The organism is Brevibacillus parabrevis (assembly GCF_022701015.1).
In the GTDB taxonomy this organism is placed as follows: domain Bacteria; phylum Bacillota; class Bacilli; order Brevibacillales; family Brevibacillaceae; genus Brevibacillus; species Brevibacillus parabrevis.
On record NZ_CP064090.1, the window covers coordinates 1,832,533 to 1,852,289 of the forward strand.

At 54.1% G+C, this 19,757-nt stretch carries 22 protein-coding genes; all 22 read left to right on the plus strand.

What is annotated here, in order from left to right; genetic code table 11:
• The first annotated feature begins 19 nt into the window (after window positions 1-19).
• The 22 genes from IRJ17_RS08700 to cyoE all read left to right on the plus strand — a co-directional run bounded on the left by IRJ17_RS08700 (window position 20) and on the right by cyoE (window position 19,725).
• Window positions 20-793: an enoyl-CoA hydratase-related protein gene (locus IRJ17_RS08700; RefSeq protein WP_122964315.1), complete on the plus strand. Its 774-nt coding sequence runs from the start codon at window positions 20-22 to the stop codon at window positions 791-793.
• 9 nt (window positions 794-802) lie between these two features.
• On the plus strand, window positions 803-1,579 hold the full coding sequence (locus tag IRJ17_RS08705) for an enoyl-CoA hydratase-related protein (protein ID WP_122964316.1): 777 nt from the start codon (window positions 803-805) through the stop codon (window positions 1,577-1,579).
• A gap of 21 nt (window positions 1,580-1,600) precedes the next feature.
• Window positions 1,601-2,458, plus strand: a complete 858-nt coding sequence (locus IRJ17_RS08710; RefSeq protein ID WP_122964317.1) for a 3-hydroxyacyl-CoA dehydrogenase family protein — start codon at window positions 1,601-1,603, stop codon at window positions 2,456-2,458.
• The gene (locus tag IRJ17_RS08715; RefSeq protein ID WP_242774320.1) at window positions 2,442-3,197 is read left to right on the plus strand and encodes a 3-hydroxyacyl-CoA dehydrogenase family protein; all 756 of its coding nucleotides are present in this window, start codon (window positions 2,442-2,444) and stop codon (window positions 3,195-3,197) included. Before IRJ17_RS08710 ends, IRJ17_RS08715 begins: the two co-directional genes overlap by 17 nt.
• A complete protein-coding gene (locus IRJ17_RS08720) occupies window positions 3,194-4,393 on the plus strand; it encodes a thiolase family protein (RefSeq protein WP_242774323.1) in 1,200 nt (399 codons plus the stop codon). Before IRJ17_RS08715 ends, IRJ17_RS08720 begins: the two co-directional genes overlap by 4 nt.
• A gap of 38 nt (window positions 4,394-4,431) precedes the next feature.
• The gene (locus tag IRJ17_RS08725) at window positions 4,432-5,631 is read left to right on the plus strand and encodes a thiolase family protein (protein WP_217022191.1); all 1,200 of its coding nucleotides are present in this window, start codon (window positions 4,432-4,434) and stop codon (window positions 5,629-5,631) included.
• Window positions 5,632-5,664: 33 nt separating this feature from the next.
• The gene (locus IRJ17_RS08730; protein WP_122964321.1) at window positions 5,665-6,090 is read left to right on the plus strand and encodes a thioesterase family protein; all 426 of its coding nucleotides are present in this window, start codon (window positions 5,665-5,667) and stop codon (window positions 6,088-6,090) included.
• Window positions 6,091-6,240: 150 nt separating this feature from the next.
• On the plus strand, window positions 6,241-7,068 hold the full coding sequence (gene paaX / locus IRJ17_RS08735) for a phenylacetic acid degradation operon negative regulatory protein PaaX (RefSeq protein ID WP_122964322.1): 828 nt from the start codon (window positions 6,241-6,243) through the stop codon (window positions 7,066-7,068).
• Window positions 7,069-7,202: 134 nt separating this feature from the next.
• On the plus strand, window positions 7,203-8,081 hold the full coding sequence (locus IRJ17_RS08740; RefSeq protein WP_063230851.1) for a branched-chain amino acid ABC transporter permease: 879 nt from the start codon (window positions 7,203-7,205) through the stop codon (window positions 8,079-8,081).
• Window positions 8,082-9,110: a branched-chain amino acid ABC transporter permease gene (locus tag IRJ17_RS08745; protein ID WP_173596656.1), complete on the plus strand. Its 1,029-nt coding sequence runs from the start codon at window positions 8,082-8,084 to the stop codon at window positions 9,108-9,110.
• Window positions 9,107-9,874 (plus strand): ABC transporter ATP-binding protein, encoded by a 768-nt coding sequence (locus IRJ17_RS08750; protein ID WP_122964324.1) that lies wholly within the window; start codon window positions 9,107-9,109, stop codon window positions 9,872-9,874. Before IRJ17_RS08745 ends, IRJ17_RS08750 begins: the two co-directional genes overlap by 4 nt.
• Before the next feature lie 12 nt (window positions 9,875-9,886).
• Window positions 9,887-10,630 carry an ABC transporter ATP-binding protein gene (locus tag IRJ17_RS08755; protein ID WP_122964325.1) on the plus strand — a complete coding sequence of 248 codons (744 nt, stop codon included), beginning with the start codon at window positions 9,887-9,889 and terminating at the stop codon, window positions 10,628-10,630.
• A 37-nt stretch (window positions 10,631-10,667) separates the two neighbouring features.
• The gene (locus IRJ17_RS08760; protein ID WP_122964326.1) at window positions 10,668-11,873 is read left to right on the plus strand and encodes an ABC transporter substrate-binding protein; all 1,206 of its coding nucleotides are present in this window, start codon (window positions 10,668-10,670) and stop codon (window positions 11,871-11,873) included.
• A 101-nt stretch (window positions 11,874-11,974) separates the two neighbouring features.
• Window positions 11,975-12,802, plus strand: a complete 828-nt coding sequence (locus IRJ17_RS08765) for a methyl-accepting chemotaxis protein (protein ID WP_242774326.1) — start codon at window positions 11,975-11,977, stop codon at window positions 12,800-12,802.
• 118 nt (window positions 12,803-12,920) lie between these two features.
• Complete coding sequence (paaA, locus tag IRJ17_RS08770) at window positions 12,921-13,889, plus strand: 1,2-phenylacetyl-CoA epoxidase subunit PaaA (protein WP_122964328.1); 969 nt, start codon at window positions 12,921-12,923, stop codon at window positions 13,887-13,889.
• Window positions 13,890-13,899: 10 nt separating this feature from the next.
• Window positions 13,900-14,247: a 1,2-phenylacetyl-CoA epoxidase subunit PaaB gene (paaB, locus tag IRJ17_RS08775; protein ID WP_063230858.1), complete on the plus strand. Its 348-nt coding sequence runs from the start codon at window positions 13,900-13,902 to the stop codon at window positions 14,245-14,247.
• Window positions 14,248-14,265: 18 nt separating this feature from the next.
• Complete coding sequence (gene paaC / locus IRJ17_RS08780) at window positions 14,266-15,099, plus strand: 1,2-phenylacetyl-CoA epoxidase subunit PaaC (protein ID WP_173596658.1); 834 nt, start codon at window positions 14,266-14,268, stop codon at window positions 15,097-15,099.
• Between the two features lie 14 nt (window positions 15,100-15,113).
• Window positions 15,114-15,617, plus strand: coding sequence for a 1,2-phenylacetyl-CoA epoxidase subunit PaaD (paaD, locus tag IRJ17_RS08785; RefSeq protein WP_063230860.1), 504 nt, complete (start codon window positions 15,114-15,116; stop codon window positions 15,615-15,617).
• A gap of 23 nt (window positions 15,618-15,640) precedes the next feature.
• The gene (locus tag IRJ17_RS08790; RefSeq protein ID WP_122964330.1) at window positions 15,641-17,083 is read left to right on the plus strand and encodes an NAD-dependent succinate-semialdehyde dehydrogenase; all 1,443 of its coding nucleotides are present in this window, start codon (window positions 15,641-15,643) and stop codon (window positions 17,081-17,083) included.
• A gap of 209 nt (window positions 17,084-17,292) precedes the next feature.
• On the plus strand, window positions 17,293-18,186 hold the full coding sequence (locus tag IRJ17_RS08795; protein WP_122964331.1) for a cytochrome c oxidase assembly protein: 894 nt from the start codon (window positions 17,293-17,295) through the stop codon (window positions 18,184-18,186).
• Between the two features lie 34 nt (window positions 18,187-18,220).
• Window positions 18,221-18,679: a DUF420 domain-containing protein gene (locus IRJ17_RS08800; RefSeq protein ID WP_122964332.1), complete on the plus strand. Its 459-nt coding sequence runs from the start codon at window positions 18,221-18,223 to the stop codon at window positions 18,677-18,679.
• Window positions 18,680-18,789: 110 nt separating this feature from the next.
• Window positions 18,790-19,725: a heme o synthase gene (cyoE, locus tag IRJ17_RS08805; RefSeq protein WP_122964333.1), complete on the plus strand. Its 936-nt coding sequence runs from the start codon at window positions 18,790-18,792 to the stop codon at window positions 19,723-19,725.
• Window positions 19,726-19,757 lie beyond the last annotated feature (32 nt).

Consider the following 19,757-nt stretch of genomic DNA (forward strand, 5'->3'; position numbering starts at 1 on the left):
AAAAGGGTGTGAACAGCGCATGGCTTACGAATATATCAAAACGGCCAGCGAAGACGGTATCGGTATTATTACCTTGAATCGACCGAAGATTCTTAACGCACTGAATTTGCAGTTGATTGATGAGCTGGTCGCCGAGCTGGAACGGCTGGATCGGGACCCGGACATTCGCGTGATCGTGCTCACTGGCAATGACAAAGCGTTCGCAGCGGGAGCGGACATCAACGAAATGGCAGAGGCATCGGCAATCGAGATCATGAAGCGCGACCAGTTTGCCGTCTGGGATCGCATGTCGCTTATTTCCAAGCCGATCATCGGCGCTGTTAGCGGCTTCGTGCTGGGCGGCGGCTGTGAACTGATGATGAACTGCGATATCGTCATCGCTTCGGAGACAGCCGTCATCGGCCAGCCGGAAATCAAGCTTGGCGTCATGCCGGGAGCGGGCGGAACGCAGCGGCTGACCCGTGCGGTGGGAATGCGCAAGGCAATGGAAATGCTGCTGACGGGAGAACCGATATCGGCCAAAGAAGCGTTGCGCTACGGGCTGGTCAATCGCGTCGTGCCAGTGGAGGCGTATTTTCAGGAAGCGCTCAAGCTGGCAAAGCAAATTGCCGTTCAGCCTCCGCTCGCTGTACAGGTGATCAAAAAGGCAGTGCACAAAGCCGAGGATTTGCCGCTTGCCGAGGGCATGGACTATGAACGCAACGGCTTTTATTTGCTGCTCGCCAGCGAGGATCGCAAGGAAGGAATGCAAGCTTTCCTGAACAAGCGCAAACCCCGGTTTACGGGTAATTAGGAGGCGGCCATGTACGAAACGATTCTGTATGAAGTGTCAGAAGGCGTAGCGATTGTCACCTTGAATCGACCGGATAAATTCAACGCTTTTACAGAAGTCATGCACAAGGAAATCATTGCGGCGCTTAAACAGGCGCAAAAGGATGACGCTGTTCGCTGCATTTTGCTCACAGGCGCAGGCCGGGCTTTCAATGCCGGACAGGACCTGAGCGAAGTTTCTGGCGGAGACGTGGATTTCGGCGGATTTTTACGCGAGCGTTACAATCCGATGATTTTGCAGATGCACAAAACGGAGAAGCCGATTGTTGCGGCAGTTAACGGCGTGGCAGCAGGAGCGGGCATGAGTGTGGCGCTCGCTTGCGATATTCGCTTGGCTTCGGAAAAAGCATCTTTTGTCAATGCGTTCGTGGGCATCGGACTTGTTCCAGACTCGGGCGGTTGCTACTTCCTGCCGCGCATCGTCGGAATCGGCAAGGCGCTGGAACTGGCGATGACCGGAGAAAAAGTATCGGCACAAGAGGCTCTCGGCATCGGACTCGTCAATCAGGTGTATCCGGCAGAGAGCTTTATGGAAGATGCCCTCGCCTATGCGCGCAAGCTGGCTGCCTTGCCGACGAGAGCCATCGGGCTGATCAAGCGCGCGATGTACAAAGGGCTGGAAATGGGACTGGAAGAGACGTTGGCCTACGAAGCCTACGCACAAGAGGCTGCGGGCAGCACAGCCGATCACAAGGAAGGGGTAGCGGCCTTCATGGAAAAACGCGCTCCCCGTTTTACGGGTCGTTAGGCGAAGGGAGGCACAAGTCTAGTGAATACAAAAACAGTAGGCGTTATCGGTGCGGGCACGATGGGAGCGGGGATCGCTCTCGTCTGCATTCGCAAAGGACATCAGGTCGTGCTTTTGGATGCCAATCAGGCGGTTTTGGACAAAGCGCTGACCTACTTGCAATCGATCACGGGAAAAGATGTGGAAAAAGGCAAAATCAGCGAGCAGGAAAAAGCGGACATGCTGGACAGGGCAAAGCTCGTATCAGAGATGGAACAACTGGCGGCGTGCGATATTGTCATCGAAGCCGTGCCGGAGCGGCTCGATTTGAAAAAGGGCATTTTCAGCGAGCTAAGCCGCATTTGCAGACCGGACGCGCTTTTGCTGACCAATACTTCCTCCATTTCCATTACGCAAATTGCTGGAGGGCTTCCTCATCCCGAGCGCATTCTCGGGTTTCATTTTTTCAATCCTGCGCCAGTCATGCCGCTCGTCGAAGTAATCCGCGGCAAAAAATCGAGCGAAGACAACGTGCAGGCGGCGTATCGCTTCGCAACAGAACTGGGCAAGGTGCCCGTGCTGGTGACAGACACGCCCGGATTTATCGTCAATCGCATCGCACGTCCGTACTATAACGAGGCGTTGCGCATTTTGGGCGACCATGTGGCAGAGGTAGAGCAGATCGACCGAATCATGAAACGCGCAGGCGGCTTCAAAATGGGTCCGTTTGAGTTGCAGGACATGATCGGCATCGACATCAATTTTGCCACAACGGAATCGGTGTACACCGACTTCTTCCATGAAGGACGATTTAAGCCCAGCCGGATTCAGCAGCGGATGGTTCAGGCCGGCAGCTTGGGCAGAAAGACGGGGGAAGGCTTCTATGACTATGACAAATAAGGCGGTCGTGCTGACGGGCACAAGCCCGCTTTTTGCAGAGCTGCACCAACTTTTTGCAGAAAAAGGATATCAAGTGCTGTCCCTGGCGCAAGCGGCTACAAATTCTGCGGCGGTGGCGTTCGCAGTGGAGGTCAGCAATCTCGATTTAGAGCAAAAGGCTGAGGAGATTCGCCAGTTGGACAGCTTGCTTGCCCCTGATGTGCCGATTCTCACGACTTCGCTTGCGATCACGGCGACAGAGGTCGCTTCCTGGACAGCGCATCCCGAGCGGGTGTGCGGGTTCGGCACGCTGGTTCCGCTGGTGGGGCGGGAGCTGATTGAGCTTGCTCCGGCGCTGCAAACAGATGCAAAGACGCTGCAAGCAGCGGAAGCTTTTTTCCAGTCGCTTGGCAAAGAAACGGAAGCCGTCAACGACGAGGTCGGGCTGGTTTTCCCGCGCATTCTTTCCCTGATTATTAATGAAGCGGCTTTTACGCTGATGGAAAAGGCGGCGACTGCCCGCGATATCGATATTGCCATGAAAAAAGGCACCAACTATCCGTATGGTCCGCTGGAATGGGCGGATCGCATCGGATTGGACGAGATTTATGCGATTTCCAGAGGCTTGCAGCGCGACCTCGCGGAAGAGCGCTACCGTACAGCTCCGCTGCTGCGCAAGCTCGTGCTGGCGGGGCGAGTCGGCGTACGCAGCGGGCAAGGTTTTTACGCATACGAAAGCAAGGCGGAGGCGAAGGCATGACGATGAACAGAAACGACGTATACGTAGCTGCCGCCGTTCGCACGCCGATCGGCAAGCTCGGGGGCAGTCTGAAGCATACGCCTATGGATGATTTGACTGCGCTTGTGCTGAATGGCGCCTTGGCGCAGGCAGGGCAAACAAGCGATGCTATCGACGGAGTCATTATGGGGAACGTCATTTCCGCGGGGCCGTTCATCAATATCGCGCGCGTAGGTCTGTTGAAAGCAGGATTGCCGGAGAGCGTGCCGGGACTGACAGTGAATCGGGTCTGCGCCTCCGGATTGGAAGCGCTCAATCTGGCTGCACAGTCCATCCAGACCGGACACAGCCAGGCGATGCTTGCGGGCGGAGTAGAAAATTTGACGCGCTCGCCGTACATCATGGAGAAATTCGAGCAGCCGTACCAGCGCGGGGCACAGACGCTGATGGAATCGTTCGGCGGCCCGCGCTCTGCGCCTGTGTCGCTCTACGGAGATTTGACCATGGGCGATACGGCGGAAAACGTTGCCGAAAAGTTCGGCATCAGCCGCGGGGATCAAGATTTGTTTGCTGCCGAAAGCCAGAGACGTGCTATCGCGGCGATCGATGCCGGCTTGTTCAAGGAAGAGATCATCCCGGTAGTTTTGCGAGGAAAAAAAGGCGAAGAAACGCTGTTTGATACAGATGAGTTCCCGCGCCGCGATTCCAGTGTGGAGTCGCTTGCCAAGCTGCGCCCTGCTTTTCGCAAAAACGGCAGCGTGACCGCAGGCAACTCCTCCGGGATCAACGATGGCGCGGCGGCTCTTTTGCTCATGAATGAGGAAATGTTGAAGCGTTCGGGCACCGCGCCTTTGGGACGCATCGTGCATTTTGCTTGCGCTGGCGTCGACCCGCGCATTATGGGCATAGGACCAGTCGCAGCCATCCGCAAGCTGCTCGCCGAGGTCAAGCTGTCTGTCGAAGACATTGACCTGTTTGAACTGAATGAAGCTTTTGCCTCCCAGTCGCTCGCCTGCATGCGCGAGCTGGGGCTTGACCCAGAGAAGACCAATGTGAACGGCGGTGCCATCGCCTTGGGTCACCCGCTCGGCATGAGCGGCGCTCGTCTGGCAGGCACGCTCCTGTACGAGCTGCGCCGCCGCAAAAAGAAATACGGAATCGTTTCGCTGTGCATCGGGGGCGGACAGGGATTGGCTACGCTGGTCGAAGCGTTGTAGATGAATCGGGATGTCCTACTGTACTGGAGGAGTGGAAGATGAATACACCTGTCATTATCGATGCGATACGCACACCGATCGGACGGATTGGCGGAGCATTGAAAGAGGTGCGCCCGGATGATCTGGGCGCTTTGGTTATCCAAAAATTGCTGGAACGAAATCCGCTTGATGTAGGAACGATTGACGATGTCATGATGGGGTGTGCCAATCAGGCGGGTGAGGATAACCGCAACGTGGCGCGGATGTCGCTGCTTTTGGCTGGCTTGCCTGTCGAAGTGCCTGGCGTGACTGTCAACCGTTTGTGCGGCTCTGGGCTGGAAGCCGTGAACCAAAGCGCGAACGCGATCAAGGCAGGCGCTGGCGAAGTGTACATTGCCGGTGGACTGGAGAGCATGACGCGCGCACCTTTGGTCATGATGAAGCCTGGAGCGGCTTTTCAGCGCGGAAATCAGCAGCTTGTGGACACGACGCTCGGCTGGCGGCTGGTGAACGATAAAATGAACGAGCTGTATCCGCCGATCAGCTTGGGCGAAACAGCCGAAAAGGTTGCCGAGCAATACGGGATCAGCCGCGAAGCGCAGGACGAGTTTGCGCTGCGAAGCCAGCAAAACTACGCGAGAGCACTGGCGGAAGGAAAATGGGCAGCAGAGATTGTGCCTGTCGAGCTGAGAGGGCGCAAAGGGGATGTCACGCTGTTTGACCGCGACGAACACGCTCGCCCGGAGACGACGATAGAGCAACTGCAAAAGCTCAAGCCAGCTTTTCAGGCAAACGGCACCGTTACGGCGGGCAATTCCAGCGGTTTGAACGATGGGGCAAGCGCCCTGCTTATCATGGAGCAAAAGGCGGCTTTGGCTGCTGGGCTTAAACCGCGCGCCCGCATCGTCGCTTCCGCAGTGGCAGGCGTTGATCCTTCTGTCATGGGGATTGGGCCGATTCCGGCTACGCACAAGGCGTTGAAGCAGGCGGGACTGTCGCTTGCCGATATCGACCTGTTTGAATTTAACGAAGCTTTTGCCGCACAAGCGGTAGCTTGCGTACAAGAGCTGGGAGTCAATCCTGATCTGGTCAATGTCAATGGCGGCGCGATTGCTTTGGGGCATCCGCTCGGAGCTAGTGGCGCACGTATCCTGACCACTCTTTTGTACGAGATGGAGCGCAGGGAAGCTCGCTATGGTCTGGCTGCCATGTGTATCGGCGTGGGCCAGGGAATCGCGACGATTATTGAGCGCGTGTAGAAAGCAATCACGCGTGACGAGAGGTGCATGTGCGTGAAGGAAGGACTGAAGCCAGGGACGACTGCCGAATTTACGGTGGTCGTCACAGAGGACATGCTGCCCAAGTTTGCAGGGGAGGTTGTGCATCCGGTCATGTCGACGGTCAGCATGATCTACTACATGGAATGGGCAGGGCGTCAGGTGATTTTGCCTTATTTGGAAGCGGATGAGGAAGGCTCCGGCTTCGCTGTGGATATCCGCCATGTCGGCCCGGCGGTAGCGGGTCAAGTGGTGACCTTCAAAGCCGTGTGCCAGGAAGTCACGAAAAATCGGGTGGTGTGCGAGGTGACAGCCGACACCGCCCGGAATCGCGTCGGGGTCGGTTCGTTTACCCAGGCGATTTTCAACAAGCACGAAATCAGGCGGCGCTTTGAAGCGCTCCAGGCAGAAATCGCTGCGGAAAATAATTGTACAGAATAAATTGACTCTTTTAAAATGTTTTAATATAATAACGTTAAAATTACGTTATACGATTTTATCGTCATACTCTCAAACGATTCACGCACCTTCTAGAGAATATGGTACAATTTCACAGCATAAAGGTATGAATCGATTTGGGGGTTGAAGAACGTGAAGCCACAATCCATGCTTTTTACGATTTATGGAGAATATGTTCGCCATTACGGGAGCGAGATCTGGATCGGCAGCCTGACACGGCTCATGGGAGAATTTGGTCTGTCCGAACCGGCTGTTCGCGCCGCCATTTCCAGGATGCTCCGCCAAGGCTGGCTGGAATCCAGGAAAGTAGGAAACAAGAGCTACTACTCGGTATCCGAACGTGGGAAAAAACGGCTGGAGGAAGCGGCAGCCCGCATTTATAAAGTCGAGACAGATGTCTGGGACGGAAAATGGTGCATCGCCAGCTACAACATACCGGAGGAACGCCGCGCGTTGCGGGATCAGCTGCGCAAGGAACTGGGGTGGATGGGCTTCGGGATGCTGACGACGAGCACGTGGATCAGCCCGAACAATCTCGCAGATCGGGTGAAAGAGTTGACCGAGGCGCATGAAATCACCGACCATGTAGAAATTTTCAGCGCGCAGCATCTGGGCTGGAGCGATCCGAAGCAATTGGTGCAAAAGTGCTGGAACATCGCTGAAATCAACGAGAAGTACAAAGAGTTCATTGACAACTACCGCGAACAATTCGAGCAGCTATCCGCGAAAATAGACAGTGGCGAGGAAGTGCCAGACAGCCACTGCTTTGTGGAAAAGACGAAGCTCGTCCATGAATATCGCAAGTTTTTGTTTATCGACCCGGACTTGCCGCAGGAGCTGCTTCCGGAACTGTGGCTAGGCAAAGAGGCGGATCAATTGTTCCAAAACTATTATCAACGATTAAATCCAGGGGCAGTTCGATTCTTCGAGACGGTGTATGAAGTTGCACCTGTGCATTAAGCGGTTGCTACGAAGAAAGCGCCCTAGTGACAAGCTAGGGCATTTCTTCTTCAATAATATTTCCATTAATTAAAATGTAAGCGTTTTAGATGGTAGCGGTTAAGGCGCGAAACAAGAGGGGGTACAGCACGAATATGACGGAACTGTTGCAGTATGTCGCAAACGGCCTCGTCAGTGGCGGCATTTATGCGATTGTTGCCGTAGGCTTCATCACGATTTACAACGTGAGCAAGGTCATCAATCTCGCACAGGGTGAGTTTTTGATGCTCGGCGGGATGGTTACGGTGGCTTTGATCGGGATGAATCTGCCTTACGGACTCGCAGCATTGCTTGCCATTCTGGCAGTAACGGCAATCGGAATCATCATGCAGAAATATGTCATTGATTATGTGAAAAAAGCTAGTCCTATTAGTTTGATAATTTTGACAATAGGAATTTCCACCTTAATCCGCGGGATCGCCAGCTTTATTTGGGGCAAGGATGCTTTTGCACTGGAGCCGATTACAAGCAACGAACCCCTCTCGTTCGGGGGCGTGACGATCGCGACGCAAAGCGTTTGGATTTTGGCTGCTGTCCTTATCATTTTGTTTCTCCTCTGGTATTTGATGGAAAAGACGATTCTCGGGAAAAAAATCAACGCCTGTTCGGTCAATCCGATGGCAGCCCGCCTGATGGGGATTTCTCCAACGAAGATGAGCATGCTCGCCTTCGCCATCAGCGGAGCCACCGGAGCTGTTGCCGGAATCGTCATCGCACCGTTGAGCGTGACCTCCTACGACATCGGTGTGCTGCTTGGAATCAAAGGCTTTTCCGCCGCGATTCTCGGCGGGTTGGGCAATCCGCTTGGCGCGGCTGTGGCTGCCTTTTTGCTCGGGATTGTCGAGTCGCTCGGAGCCGGATACGTCAGCTCCGGGATGAAGGACGCCATCGCGTTTCTGGTCTTGATCGGCATGCTCCTGGTGAAGCCATCCGGACTCTTCGGAGAGCGCAGCGTGGGGAAAGGAGGGCTATAGATGAAGCAGTTGTTGCAAAAATGGGGAAAAGGCTTCGGAATTTACATCGCTTTGATGATCGTTTTCCCGTTTGTGATGCCAGATGAGTATTACCGTTCCGTCGGCATTATTATCGGGCTGCATGCCATCGTGACGATCGGGCTGTGCCTGGTGATGGGGCTGGCTGGACAAATTTCGCTCGGACAAGCAGCCTTTTGGGGGATCGGCGCTTACACTTCCGCGGTGTTGACGACCAAATACGGGCTGTCGCCATTCGTCGGCCTCATCGCCTCGGCAATTGTTCCTGGCTTGTTTGCCTTCATTCTCGGACGAGCGATAGCGGGACTGCAAGGCTACTATCTCGCGATGGCGACGCTGGCATTCGGCTATATCGTCCAGATCGGGATTACCGAATGGGAGCCAGTCACCGGGGGCGCGAGCGGGATGATCAGCATCCCACAGGTTCCGTTCTTCGGAGGCAGCGAGCTGTCCATGTACTATCTGATCTGGGCGGTCGTTACTTGTGTGCTCCTGTTCTCGCTCAACCTGCTGCATTCGCGGGTAGGCAGAGCGTTTCGGGCGATTCACAAGAGTGAGATTGCCGCAACCTCAATGGGAATTGACGTGAGCAAGTTCAAGCTGAACGCTTTCGTCGTCAGCGGCATGTTCGCCGGAATTTCCGGTGGTCTGTACGCTCACTACATGGGGATACTCGATCCGCAGCCTTTTGGACTGCACGAGTCGATCAAATTTCTCACGATGGTCGTCATCGGCGGGATGACGAGCATATGGGGAGCGTTGATTGGCACGGTACTGATCGGCTTTATCAGCGAGGGACTGATTTTGCTCAGCGAAGTCATCCCGGGCTTGCAGGGCGATGTCGATACGATTGTTTTCGGCGGCATACTCGTCTTGATTGTCATGTTTATGCCGGAAGGTCTAGTGCCGCGTATTCGTTCCGTCTATGAAAAAGCGCAAGCCAAAAAGGCAAAGGAAGCTGCTGTCAAAGCACAGTCTGGTGAGCGAGTGGAAAGGAAGGCGGCAACATGACGACCCTTTTGGAAGTACAAGAGCTGTCCCGCGATTTCGGCGGGGTGCGTGCAGTCAATCAGGTTGATTTTCAAGTGCGGGAAGGCGAAATTTTGGCGCTGATCGGCCCGAACGGAGCAGGCAAAAGCACGGTGCTCAACATGGTGTCCGGCGTCATTCCTCCGTCCGCTGGCGAAATTCGCTTTGCGAGCAAGCCGATGACGAAGGTGCCGGGCTATGAATATGCCGGGCTGGGCATTACCCGAACTTTTCAAAATCTCCAGACGTTTGACGACATGACAGTATTGGAGAACGTCATGGTCGGGATGCATACGAAGACAAGCTCCAGCCTGTTCTCCTGCGGCATGAATTTGGGCAAGGCCAAAAAAGAAGAGAAGCTGATGGAGCAAAAGGCACATGCCTGGCTCGGGCAAGTGGGGCTGGCGACGGAATCCCAGCGGCTGGCGGGAAGTTTGCCCTACGGCAAGCTGAGGCTGATGGAAATTGCCCGGGCGATGGTCGCAGGGCCAAGGCTGTTGCTCCTCGATGAGCCTGCGGCTGGCTTGAACCATACGGAGACAGCGGAAATGAGCCGGATGTTTTGCGAGATTCGCGACAGCGGAACGGCGATTTTGCTGGTGGAGCACGACATGGACATGATTATGACCATCGCCGACCGCATCGTGGTTCTCGATCAGGGAACGAAAATTGCGGAAGGAACCCCGCGTGAAATCCAGGAAAATCCTCGCGTCATCGCGGCTTATCTGGGAACGGAAGAGGAGTAGGGGGGGAAAACGATGGGAAAAACGATCTTGAAAGTGGACGGCGTCACGGCTCGCTACGGTCCTGTAGAAGTGCTGCACGGAATTACGATGCAAGTGAACGAAGGAGAGATCGTCTCGCTGCTCGGGGCAAACGGCGCTGGCAAAACGACGCTGTTGAATTGCATCTGCGGTCTGCACGGAGCGAAAGAAGGGAAGATCTGGTTTCGCGATGCCGACATCACCGGAATCCCGGCCGAGCTTGTCGTGCCGCGCGGGATGGCGCATGTGCCGGAGCGCCGACAAATTTTCTCCACACTCACCGTCGAGGACAATTTGTGGCTGGGCGCTTCCCACCGCATGCCCAAAACGAGCAAAAAAGAGATCGCCAAAGAAATGCAGACCGTTTACGAGCGCTTTCCGATTTTGGCAGAGCGGAAATGGCAACTGGGGGGAACGCTATCTGGCGGACAGCAGCAAATGCTGGCGATCGGACGGGCGCTTTTATCCAGGCCGCAATTGTTGCTCCTGGACGAGCCTTCGCTCGGCTTGGCACCGCTGATTGCCAAGGAAATATTGACGATCGTTCAGGAGATTCGCTCCGAGTGGGGTACAACCGTGTTGTTGGTTGAGCAAAACGCTCGCGCTGCGCTGGCGATTTCCGACAGGGCTTATGTGTTGAGTACAGGCGAAGTGATGCTGGAAGGCAGTGCTGAGGAAATCAGCAACGATCCGCGTGTGCAATCTGCTTATCTGGGACACTCCCACGAAGCGGTTTGACATTGATAAAAAGATAGATACTCAAGGGGGCTTATCCATGAAAAAAGGAACGTTTCGCAAGTGGCTGTATCCGGTAGCGATTGCTTCACTCGTCTTGCTCAGCGCCTGTGGCGGCGGCGCGAAGCCAGCGGCAGAAGCAGGGGGCGGACAGACGGCGGCAACAGGTGGCGCCAGCGGGGAACCAATCAAAGTCGGGGCGATTTTCTCTCTGACTGGCCCGAACAGCCCGCTTGGGGTACCGGAGAAGCAAGCCGTTGAGCTGCTCGTCAAAGAAATCAACGGAGCAGGCGGAGTGAATGGCCGCCCGGTCGAAGTCGTGTTTGAGGACGACAAGTCGGATAACACGGAAGCTGTGAAAGCGATCAAGAAGCTGGTTTCCAAAGAAAAAGTAGTCGCTGTCCTCGGCTCCTCCGGCAGCGGACCATCTCTCGGCATGGCCGAATTTGCCGCAACAGAGAAGCTGCCGCTGATTTCGATGGCAGCAGCGGATCAGATTACCAATCCGGTGCGCGCAGGCATTTTCAAAACACCGCATACCGACGTACACGGCACGAAGCGCATTTTCAAATACTTGAAAGAAAAAGGCATTACCAAAATCGCGACGCTCAACGACAGCAATCCGTACGGAAGCGGCTGGACAACGCAATTGCAAAAGTACGCGCCTGAATACGGCATTACGATCGTAGCGGAAGAGAAGTACGGCACGAAGGACCCGTCGATGAGCTCCCAGCTGACCAAGATCAAAGGAACGGATGCACAGGCGCTGATCGTTGCAGGAACGAACCCTGGCCCGGCTACGATTGTGAAGGAAGCGAAACAGCTCAATATGACGATTCCGATCATCAGCAGCCACGGTTCAGCCAACAGCAAGTTTTTGGAGTTGGTGGGCGATGCGGGTGAAGGCGTCCTGATGGTAGCAGGCAAACTGCTGGTGCCGGATCAGGTAGATGCAAACGACCCGCAAGCAGCGGTCATCAAAAAGTTCGCAGAAGGCTATCAAGCAGCGTACAGCTCGCAGCCGGACGGTTTTGCCGGATACGGCTACGACGGTCTGAACCTGCTCGTGGAAGGGTTGAAGCAAGCAGGCGGCGACGCTTCCAAGCTGGGCGAAGTTTTGGAAAAAGTGAAGTACGTGGGAGTTACCGGGGAATTTACCTTCTCGAATGACGATCACAACGGACTGACGGAAGACAGCATGATCATGGTCGAAGTGAAGGGCGGCAAATTCCAGATTGTGAAGTAATTCAATCGATGATGCAGGTGGAGACGATGGCTGTTCTTTTCGCAAACGTGACGGATGCGAAGAGAATAGCCGTTTTCGTCCCTTGGTCAGGAGGTAAATACATGTCTCAACTGTTAAACAGCGTGCTGATGGTTGCCCCCATTTTGCAAAAGGCTTTTTTGTTCGATTGCATGGTCGGAGTGACCGACCGGGAGAAGTTTCTCGCTTACTATCCGGCGCATGGACTCAATCTGGGCATCAAAGTCGGGGACCCGCTGCGCCAGGGGAGCATCAATGCCACGGCGATTGCGGAAAACAAGCGGGTGGTGAAGAAGATCTCCAAGGAGCTTTACGGCATTCCGTATATTGCCGTCGGTTATCCAATCGTGGAAAAGGGGCAAGTAGTGGGCTGTCTGGCTACAGGGGTCACGACCGATCAGGAGGACAGGCTGCGCGGCTTGGCGGAAAATTTGACGAACGCCTTGGAAAACATTGCGGTACATACGGAAAGCCTGGCAAAAGACGCCGATCATCTCGCGCAGGCCAGCCATACGCTGAGCGATGCGGCAGGACAAATGGAAGTGAAAATCGCGGAGACGACGCAGATCAATGAGCTGATTCGCAACATTTCCACCCGTTCCAATGTGCTTGGGTTGAATGCCGTCCTGGAGGCAGCGCGAGCCGGAGCGGCAGGCCGGGGCTTTTCTGTCGTCGCCGAAGAGATTCGCCAGTTTTCGCAGACGACCTCGACGTCGGCAAAGGACATTTTTCGCATTCTCGACGAGATGAACGCCCTTGTCGGCACCGTGTCAGGCGAGATGGAAAAGACGCTGAATCACAGCCTGCAACAATCTACGCGCATTCAGGAGCTGGACGCTGTCATGCAAGAGCTGCGGCATATGGCAGAACAGCTGAAAAAGGCGGCCGTCCTGTCCGGGCGGATGGAATAAGCAAAGGTTCCAGGCGGAAGGATATTGCTAAAACGTATGACGTTATGTTATTATAACGTTATAAAAACGTAGTATGATTTTAACATAATGGACAACGGCTAATAAGGAGGTATTCTCCATGCAAACACAGATGGAACGTTCTGATCTGACCGAAAACGAAAAAATGGAAGCGTTTTTAGCGAAAATCGACCGCGGAGGAAAAATCGAAGCGGACGACTGGATGCCAGACGACTACCGCAACCAGCTGATCAAGCTGATTTCGATGCACGGCATCAGCGAAATCATGGGGGCTTTGCCGGAAAAGGAATGGGTACCCAAGGCACCGACGTTGCGCCGCAAGCTGGCGATCATGGCGAAGGTGCAGGATGAGATGGGACACGGGCAGCTTTTGCTGCGGGTAGCGGAAGATTTGCTGGCGCCGCTTGGCAAGACGCGCGAAGACTTGATGAATGACTTGTTTGCAAAAAGACTGAAATTTCACAATGTGTTCCACATGGAAGCGCCAACCTGGGCAGATGCAGGGGTAATCGGCTGGCTGGTGGACGGAGCGGCTATCATTACCCAGTCCATGTCGCTCGATACATCTTATGCGCCGTATGCGCGGGCGCTGCACCGGATTTGCGCCGAGGAGAAATTCCATGCGCAGCACGGCGAGAGCATCGTCCTGGAGCTGGCAGAGGGCACGGAGGAACAGCGCCAGATGCTGCAAGAAGCGATTACGCGCTGGTGGCCATCGCTTTTGATGTTCTTCGGACCGCCTGAGAACGGTACGATTACGAGCAACCAATCCGCCAACATGCGTTACAAGATTCGCACGCAGACGAATGAGGAACTGCGGCAAGTGTTTTTGAAAAAGTATTTGCCACGCATTTTCCACCTCGGCTTCACTGTGCCGGATGAGACGATTCACTTCGATGAAGAAAAAGACCAATGGGTGTATCAGCAACCGGATTGGGAACAGTTCAAGCAGATCGTCAAGGGGAACGGCCCGCGCTCTGCTCATCGTCTGAATCTTAGGGAAACATCGTATGAAGAAACAAAATGGGTGCGCGACGCAATCATGTCGTACGGCCGCCACGTAGGGTAGGTGAATGGATATGAACAAGGAAACAGAAGTCAGAGACGACTTTTTCATTTACGAAGTATTCAGTCAAAGAAGTGTCAGCTCATCTTTTGTCCATCAGTTCAGCCTCTTGGCTCCAAACAAGGAAGTTGCGCTCGCGATGGCGAGAGAAAACTTCCTGCGCCGCGAGACTTGTTTTAACATCTGGGTGGTGAAGCGCGACGATATTTACGGCTTGTCGCCGGAAGAGCGTCCGTTTTTGGAGCGGCTCGACAACAAGAGCTACCGGGAGACGCGAGGCTATGGCGACTTGCAGGCAAGATGGCGCCATCACAGAGAACAGTACGAAGAAAAACAAAAGCATGCGGAAAGCGGCAGCTAAGCAGGAGGGGATACAATCATGGGCGACTTTTCACAAGTAGAAACAACAGAAGCGGCAAAACAAAACCCGGAATACGCGCAAGCCTTGACTGATTTGCTGTTCCAGCTTGCTGACGACGACTTCATTCTCGCCTATCGCGGTTCGGAATGGCTCGGGCTGGCTCCGCACATCGAGGAGGACGTCGCGTTTTCTTCGATGTCGCAGGACATGATGGGTCATGCCGTGATGTTTTACGAGATGCTGGAACAGCTCGGAGTAGGCAAGGCGGACGATCTCGCACAGCTTCGGGAAGCAGATGCGTTCCGCAATGCGATTTTGGTCGAGCGAAAAAACGGGGAAGGCGACTACAACACCGACCCTCACTATGACTGGGCGTATGCGATTGTCCGCAGCTATGTGTACGGACTGTACAAACAGGTTCGCCTGGAGTCTTTGCTCCAATCATCGTACACACCGCTGGCACTGGTCAGCCGCAAAATGATGACGGAGCATCGCTACCATCTGATGCACTGGCAAGTTTGGCTCACGCAGTTGGCCAACAGTACAGACGAAGCGCGGAAAAGACTGGAAGCCGCGATTGAGAAAGTATGGAAGGATGCAGGCGAGCTTTATCAGCTCGGTGCGAACGCCGACGCGATCGTCCGCTGTGGGCTGATTGCCGGCGAAGGCGAGTTGAAACAGAAGTGGCTCACATTGACCCAGGGCATTTTTGAAAAAGCGGGCCTCGTGTGGGCGGGTGAGCCGGGAGTGCCTGAGCAGCGCGGTCGTCACGGTCAGCATACGCCGGAGCTTGCACAAGCTTTGGCTACCTTGTCGGAAGTATATCGCATCGATCCGGCCGCGGGCTGGTAGAAAGGGTGATCTGCATGGCGCAAGAAGGAATGCATGTACATGACGGGCTGGAAGCGACATGCTGGGAACTGCTACAGCAAGTGACTGATCCGGAGATTCCGGTCATAAGCATGGTAGAGATGGGGATGATCCACAAGGTGCGGGTAGAGGACGATGTCGCGCATGTCGACGTGCTCCCTACTTTTGTCGGATGTCCTGCGCTGGAAATCATGAAAAAAAATATCGCAGCGAAGCTGGTAGAGGCGGACGGAATCAGCAAGGTGGAAGTTCAGTTTGTCTACGATCCCGCCTGGACGTCCGATCGCATCGTGCCAGAGGCGAGAGGGAAGCTAAAGAGCTTCGGCATTGCTCCTCCGCCAATCGATTTCAAACCGGGAGATACATGGGAAGTGTCCTGTCCTTACTGTGACTCCCCTTATACGCAAATTGACAACTTGTTTGGCCCTGCCGCATGCCGCAGCATTTTGTATTGCCGGCATTGCAAAAATCCGTTTGAGGCGCTAAAGCCAATTTATTGAAGAGAGTGAGAGGAGCGATAGTCATGGGAGAGTACAAGCAAATGTATATCAATGGAGAGTGGGTTTCTGCCGAGAGCGGCGAATCGATTCAAATCGTGAATCCGGCGACGGGCGAAGTCGTGGGAAGCGCTGCTTTTGGAGATTCCCGCGATGCCCAAAAAGCGATTGACGCTGCACATGAGGCTTTTGGAAGCTGGTCCCGTTTGACTGCTCGCGAGCGCTCCAAGTATTTGTACAACTTGTCCGAACTGGTCAAGCAGAGCCGTGACGAGCTGGCAGGCATCATCTCTGCGGAGATGGGCAAACCGCTTGGCGAGGCAAAAGGCGAAGTGCTGGGTGCAGCGGACAACTTCGTCTGGTATGCGGAAGAAGCGAAGCGCGTATACGGAGAGACGATCCCTTCGTCCGTGCCGAACAAGCGAATCATGGTGCTCCGTCAGCCTGTAGGCGTGGTCGGCGCGATTACACCATGGAACTTCCCCGTGAACATGGTTGCGCGCAAAATCGCTCCTGCACTGGCAGCTGGTTGCACAGTAGTCTTGAAGCCGGCGGAAGCGACACCGCTGTCTGCCATCCGCTTGTTTGAACTGATCGAGAAGGCTGGTTTTCCAAAAGGGGTCGTCAACCTCGTCATCGGCAAGCCGGAATCGATCGGCCAAGAGTTTATCGAGAATCCCAAACTGAGCAAAATCGGCTTCACAGGTTCCACTCGCGTCGGCAAGCTGCTGATGGAAGGAGCGGCGAAGCAAGTGAAGCGCGTCAGCATGGAGCTGGGCGGCCACGCGCCATTCATCGTCTTCCCTGACGCCGATCTGGATGCGGCAGTAAAAGGATTGTTTGAGAGCAAGTTCCGCAACTCCGGCCAAATGTGCATTTGCACGAATCGCCTGTATGTTCACGAAGATGTAGCCGACGCCTTTACCGAGAAATTGGTCGAGCGTCTGAAGCGGGCCAAAGTGGGAGACGGACGACTGAAGGAAACCGAAATCGGACCATTGGTGAACGAGCGCGCGCTTTCCAAAGTGCTGGAGCACATTGAGGACGCGAAAGGAAAAGGCGGCCAAGTCGTATACGGCGGCAACCGTCTGACAGAAGGCGACTACGCAAATGGCTTCTATTGCGAGCCTACCGTTATCTCCGGTGTGACCGAAGAGATGAAAATCGCAAACGAAGAAACGTTTGGACCAGTTGTTCCGCTCGTTCGTTTCTCAGACGAAGCAGACGTCGTGCGCCAGGCAAACGATACGCGCTACGGTCTGGCTGCTTACGTGTACACGCGTGACAACCAGCGCTGCTTCCGGATGGCAGAGCAGCTGGAGTACGGCATCGTCGGCATCAACGACGGATCGCCGACCCAGACGCAAGCTCCGTTTGGCGGATTCAAGGAAAGCGGCATCGGACGCGAAGGTGGACGTTACGGAATGGATGAGTATTTGGAGACGAAATTCGTTTCTTTCGGAGTGTAGTCCAGACCGCGTTTTACAAGGGGACCAGAGGAGATCTGGTCTTCTTTTTTTTTGCCAAAGCATTTGTCAACACTTTGTTCATTTTTCTTATCAAAGAAGCAGGCAATCAACGGTATAATGGAGATTGTATAGAGGGCACCCTTATTAGGTAGATTAGAATGTAAAAAAATTCAAATCGAGATAAAGCTCAGCTCGAAGGGAGGATATGAATGGGTCAGCATCAACACGAGCTGTCAGCGATGAACACGGGGGCATCCTTTTCAGATTTGTGGAGTCCCGACGTGATGCTCTTCACTCTTTTAATTGCCACGGTATATTTCCTGGTAACGGGTCCCATGCACAAGCGTTTTGAACATGCCACCACGGCGACAGCAAAGCAAAAGCTGCTGTTTGTCTTTGGCTTGCTGCTGTTTTACGCGGCACAAGGAAGCCCGATCAGCTATTATGGCCATCATTACTTGTTCAGCCTGCACATGCTGCAGCAGTCCATTTTGTATTTTGCCCTGCCTCCGATTGTGCTCTTGGCGATGCCGGAGTGGCTTTTGGAAAAAATCTTTCAGCCGCGGCCGCTCAAAGCGATTCTTCGCGCGGTTACTCACCCGCTGGTAGCGGCATTATTGTTCAACACGCTGTTTTCGTTCTACCATATACCGTTTATATTTGATGCAGCGGCTCTTAATCACGAGTGGATGACAGTCTACCATGTCGTCTTGATTTTCGCTGCTTTCGCTATGTGGTGGCCGATTGTCAGTCCATTGTCCGACAGCAAGAGACAGTTGGCGGGATTAAAAAAATTGACGTACATTTTTGCCAACGGGGTGCTGATTACCCCTGCCTGTGCGTTGATTATTTTCGCGTCCGATCCTTTGTATGCGACGTACATCTCGGCTCCGCAACTGTTCCCGAGCCTCGACACGTTCAGTGACCAGCGACTTGGTGGAATCATCATGAAACTGGTGCAGGAGCTTGTGTATGGTTCCGTGCTCGCCTACGTTTTCTACCACTGGTATAAGCAGGAGAAGCAGGAAGACCTGCCGATGGATGAGCAGCCCGCGGTTGCCCTGCTGAGAAAAACGCCGACGATGGATGAAGGCCGGGTATAAAAATATAGATAGATTATTTGAATGAGGTGTAGAAATGTCCATCTTGCTGCCTACGATAAGCACGTCGTTTATCGTCATCAGCGGTATTCTTGTCGCTTGTGGCTGGTATGCGGTCGCGAAGAAACAAATTGATAAGCACATGAAGATCATGAAGTGGGCCGCCATCTGTGCGACGATCTTCTTCATCACGTATGTATCCAGAACGGCTTTTGTCGGGAATACTCATTTCGGCGGGCCGGACAGCTTGAAGCCAATCTATCAGACGTTTCTCGTCTTTCACATCGTGCTGGCAACCGTAGGGGGAGTCATGGGGCTGATCACGCTCAGACACGCCTACAAGAACAACATTGCCGCCCACCGCAAAATCGGGCCGTGGACGTCGATCGTCTGGTTTGTGACCGCCATTACCGGAGCTACGGTGTACACTCTGCTGTATATCATCTATCCGGGCGGGGAAACGGCTGGCGTTCTGGATGTTATTTTTGGAAAGTAGCTTGGGCGCTTTTCAAGTTGACTAGCTTCTTTTGCTTTCGATACAATGGAAGTTAGTTCTTCATTCGGATATTCGCATGTTCAGATAGATTCAGACAGGAGGTACAAAACGTGGACCAGCAAGTGACAATGCAGGAATCGCTTAACAGCGAGACACCCCTGCACGCACAACCGGGAGAGCCGGCGACTTTTCGGGACTACGTAGAACTGACAAAGCCTGGGATTACCATGTCCAACCTGATGACTACCTTTGCTGCCCTATGGATGGCATCTTACGGTTTTCCAGACTGGAAACTAGCGATTTTCACCATGATTGGTACAGCTTTGGTGATCATGTCGGGTGCGACGTTAAACAACTACTACGACCGTGATTTGGACAAAAAAATGAAGCGTACCAAAGGGCGTGCGCTTGCAGCAGGGCGCATCGCGCCACGCACGGCCATCCTCTTGGGGATCGGCTTGCTGCTCGCAGGTCTTGCGGTGCTCGCCGTATTCGCCAATCCGCTGGCTGCTGTTTGGGGATTGATCGGTCATATTTTCTACGTGTTGATTTACACTCCGCTCAAACGCGTGACCACATTGAACACGGTCATTGGCGGGATTTCCGGTGCGGCTCCGCCTGTAATCGGCTGGGTTGCTGTAACGAACAGCATGGACCCGGCAGCGTGGCTGCTTTTCCTGATTTTGTTCCTGTGGCAGCCGCCGCACTTCCTTGCGCTGGCGATGCTGAAAACCGAGGAATACCGCGCAGGCAATCTGCCTATGCTGCCAGTTGTCAAAGGCTTCGCAGAAACGAAGCGGCAAATGGTTTTGTGGGGATCTGTCCTGTTCCCGGCTTCGTTGCTGCTCTTTATCCATGGAAGCGTTGGTTATGTTTACCTGGCTGTCATGGGCTTGATGGGAATCGTGTACATGGTGCTGCTGTTCCAAGGCTTCAAAGCCAAGGATGATCTGGCGTGGGCGCGCAAGCTTTTTGGCTACTCGATTCTGTATTTGACAGTCTTTTGCGCCGTCATTGTCATCAGCACAATGGTGTACCATTATTGACACGAAACACTCACCAAATGTTCACGGAACAT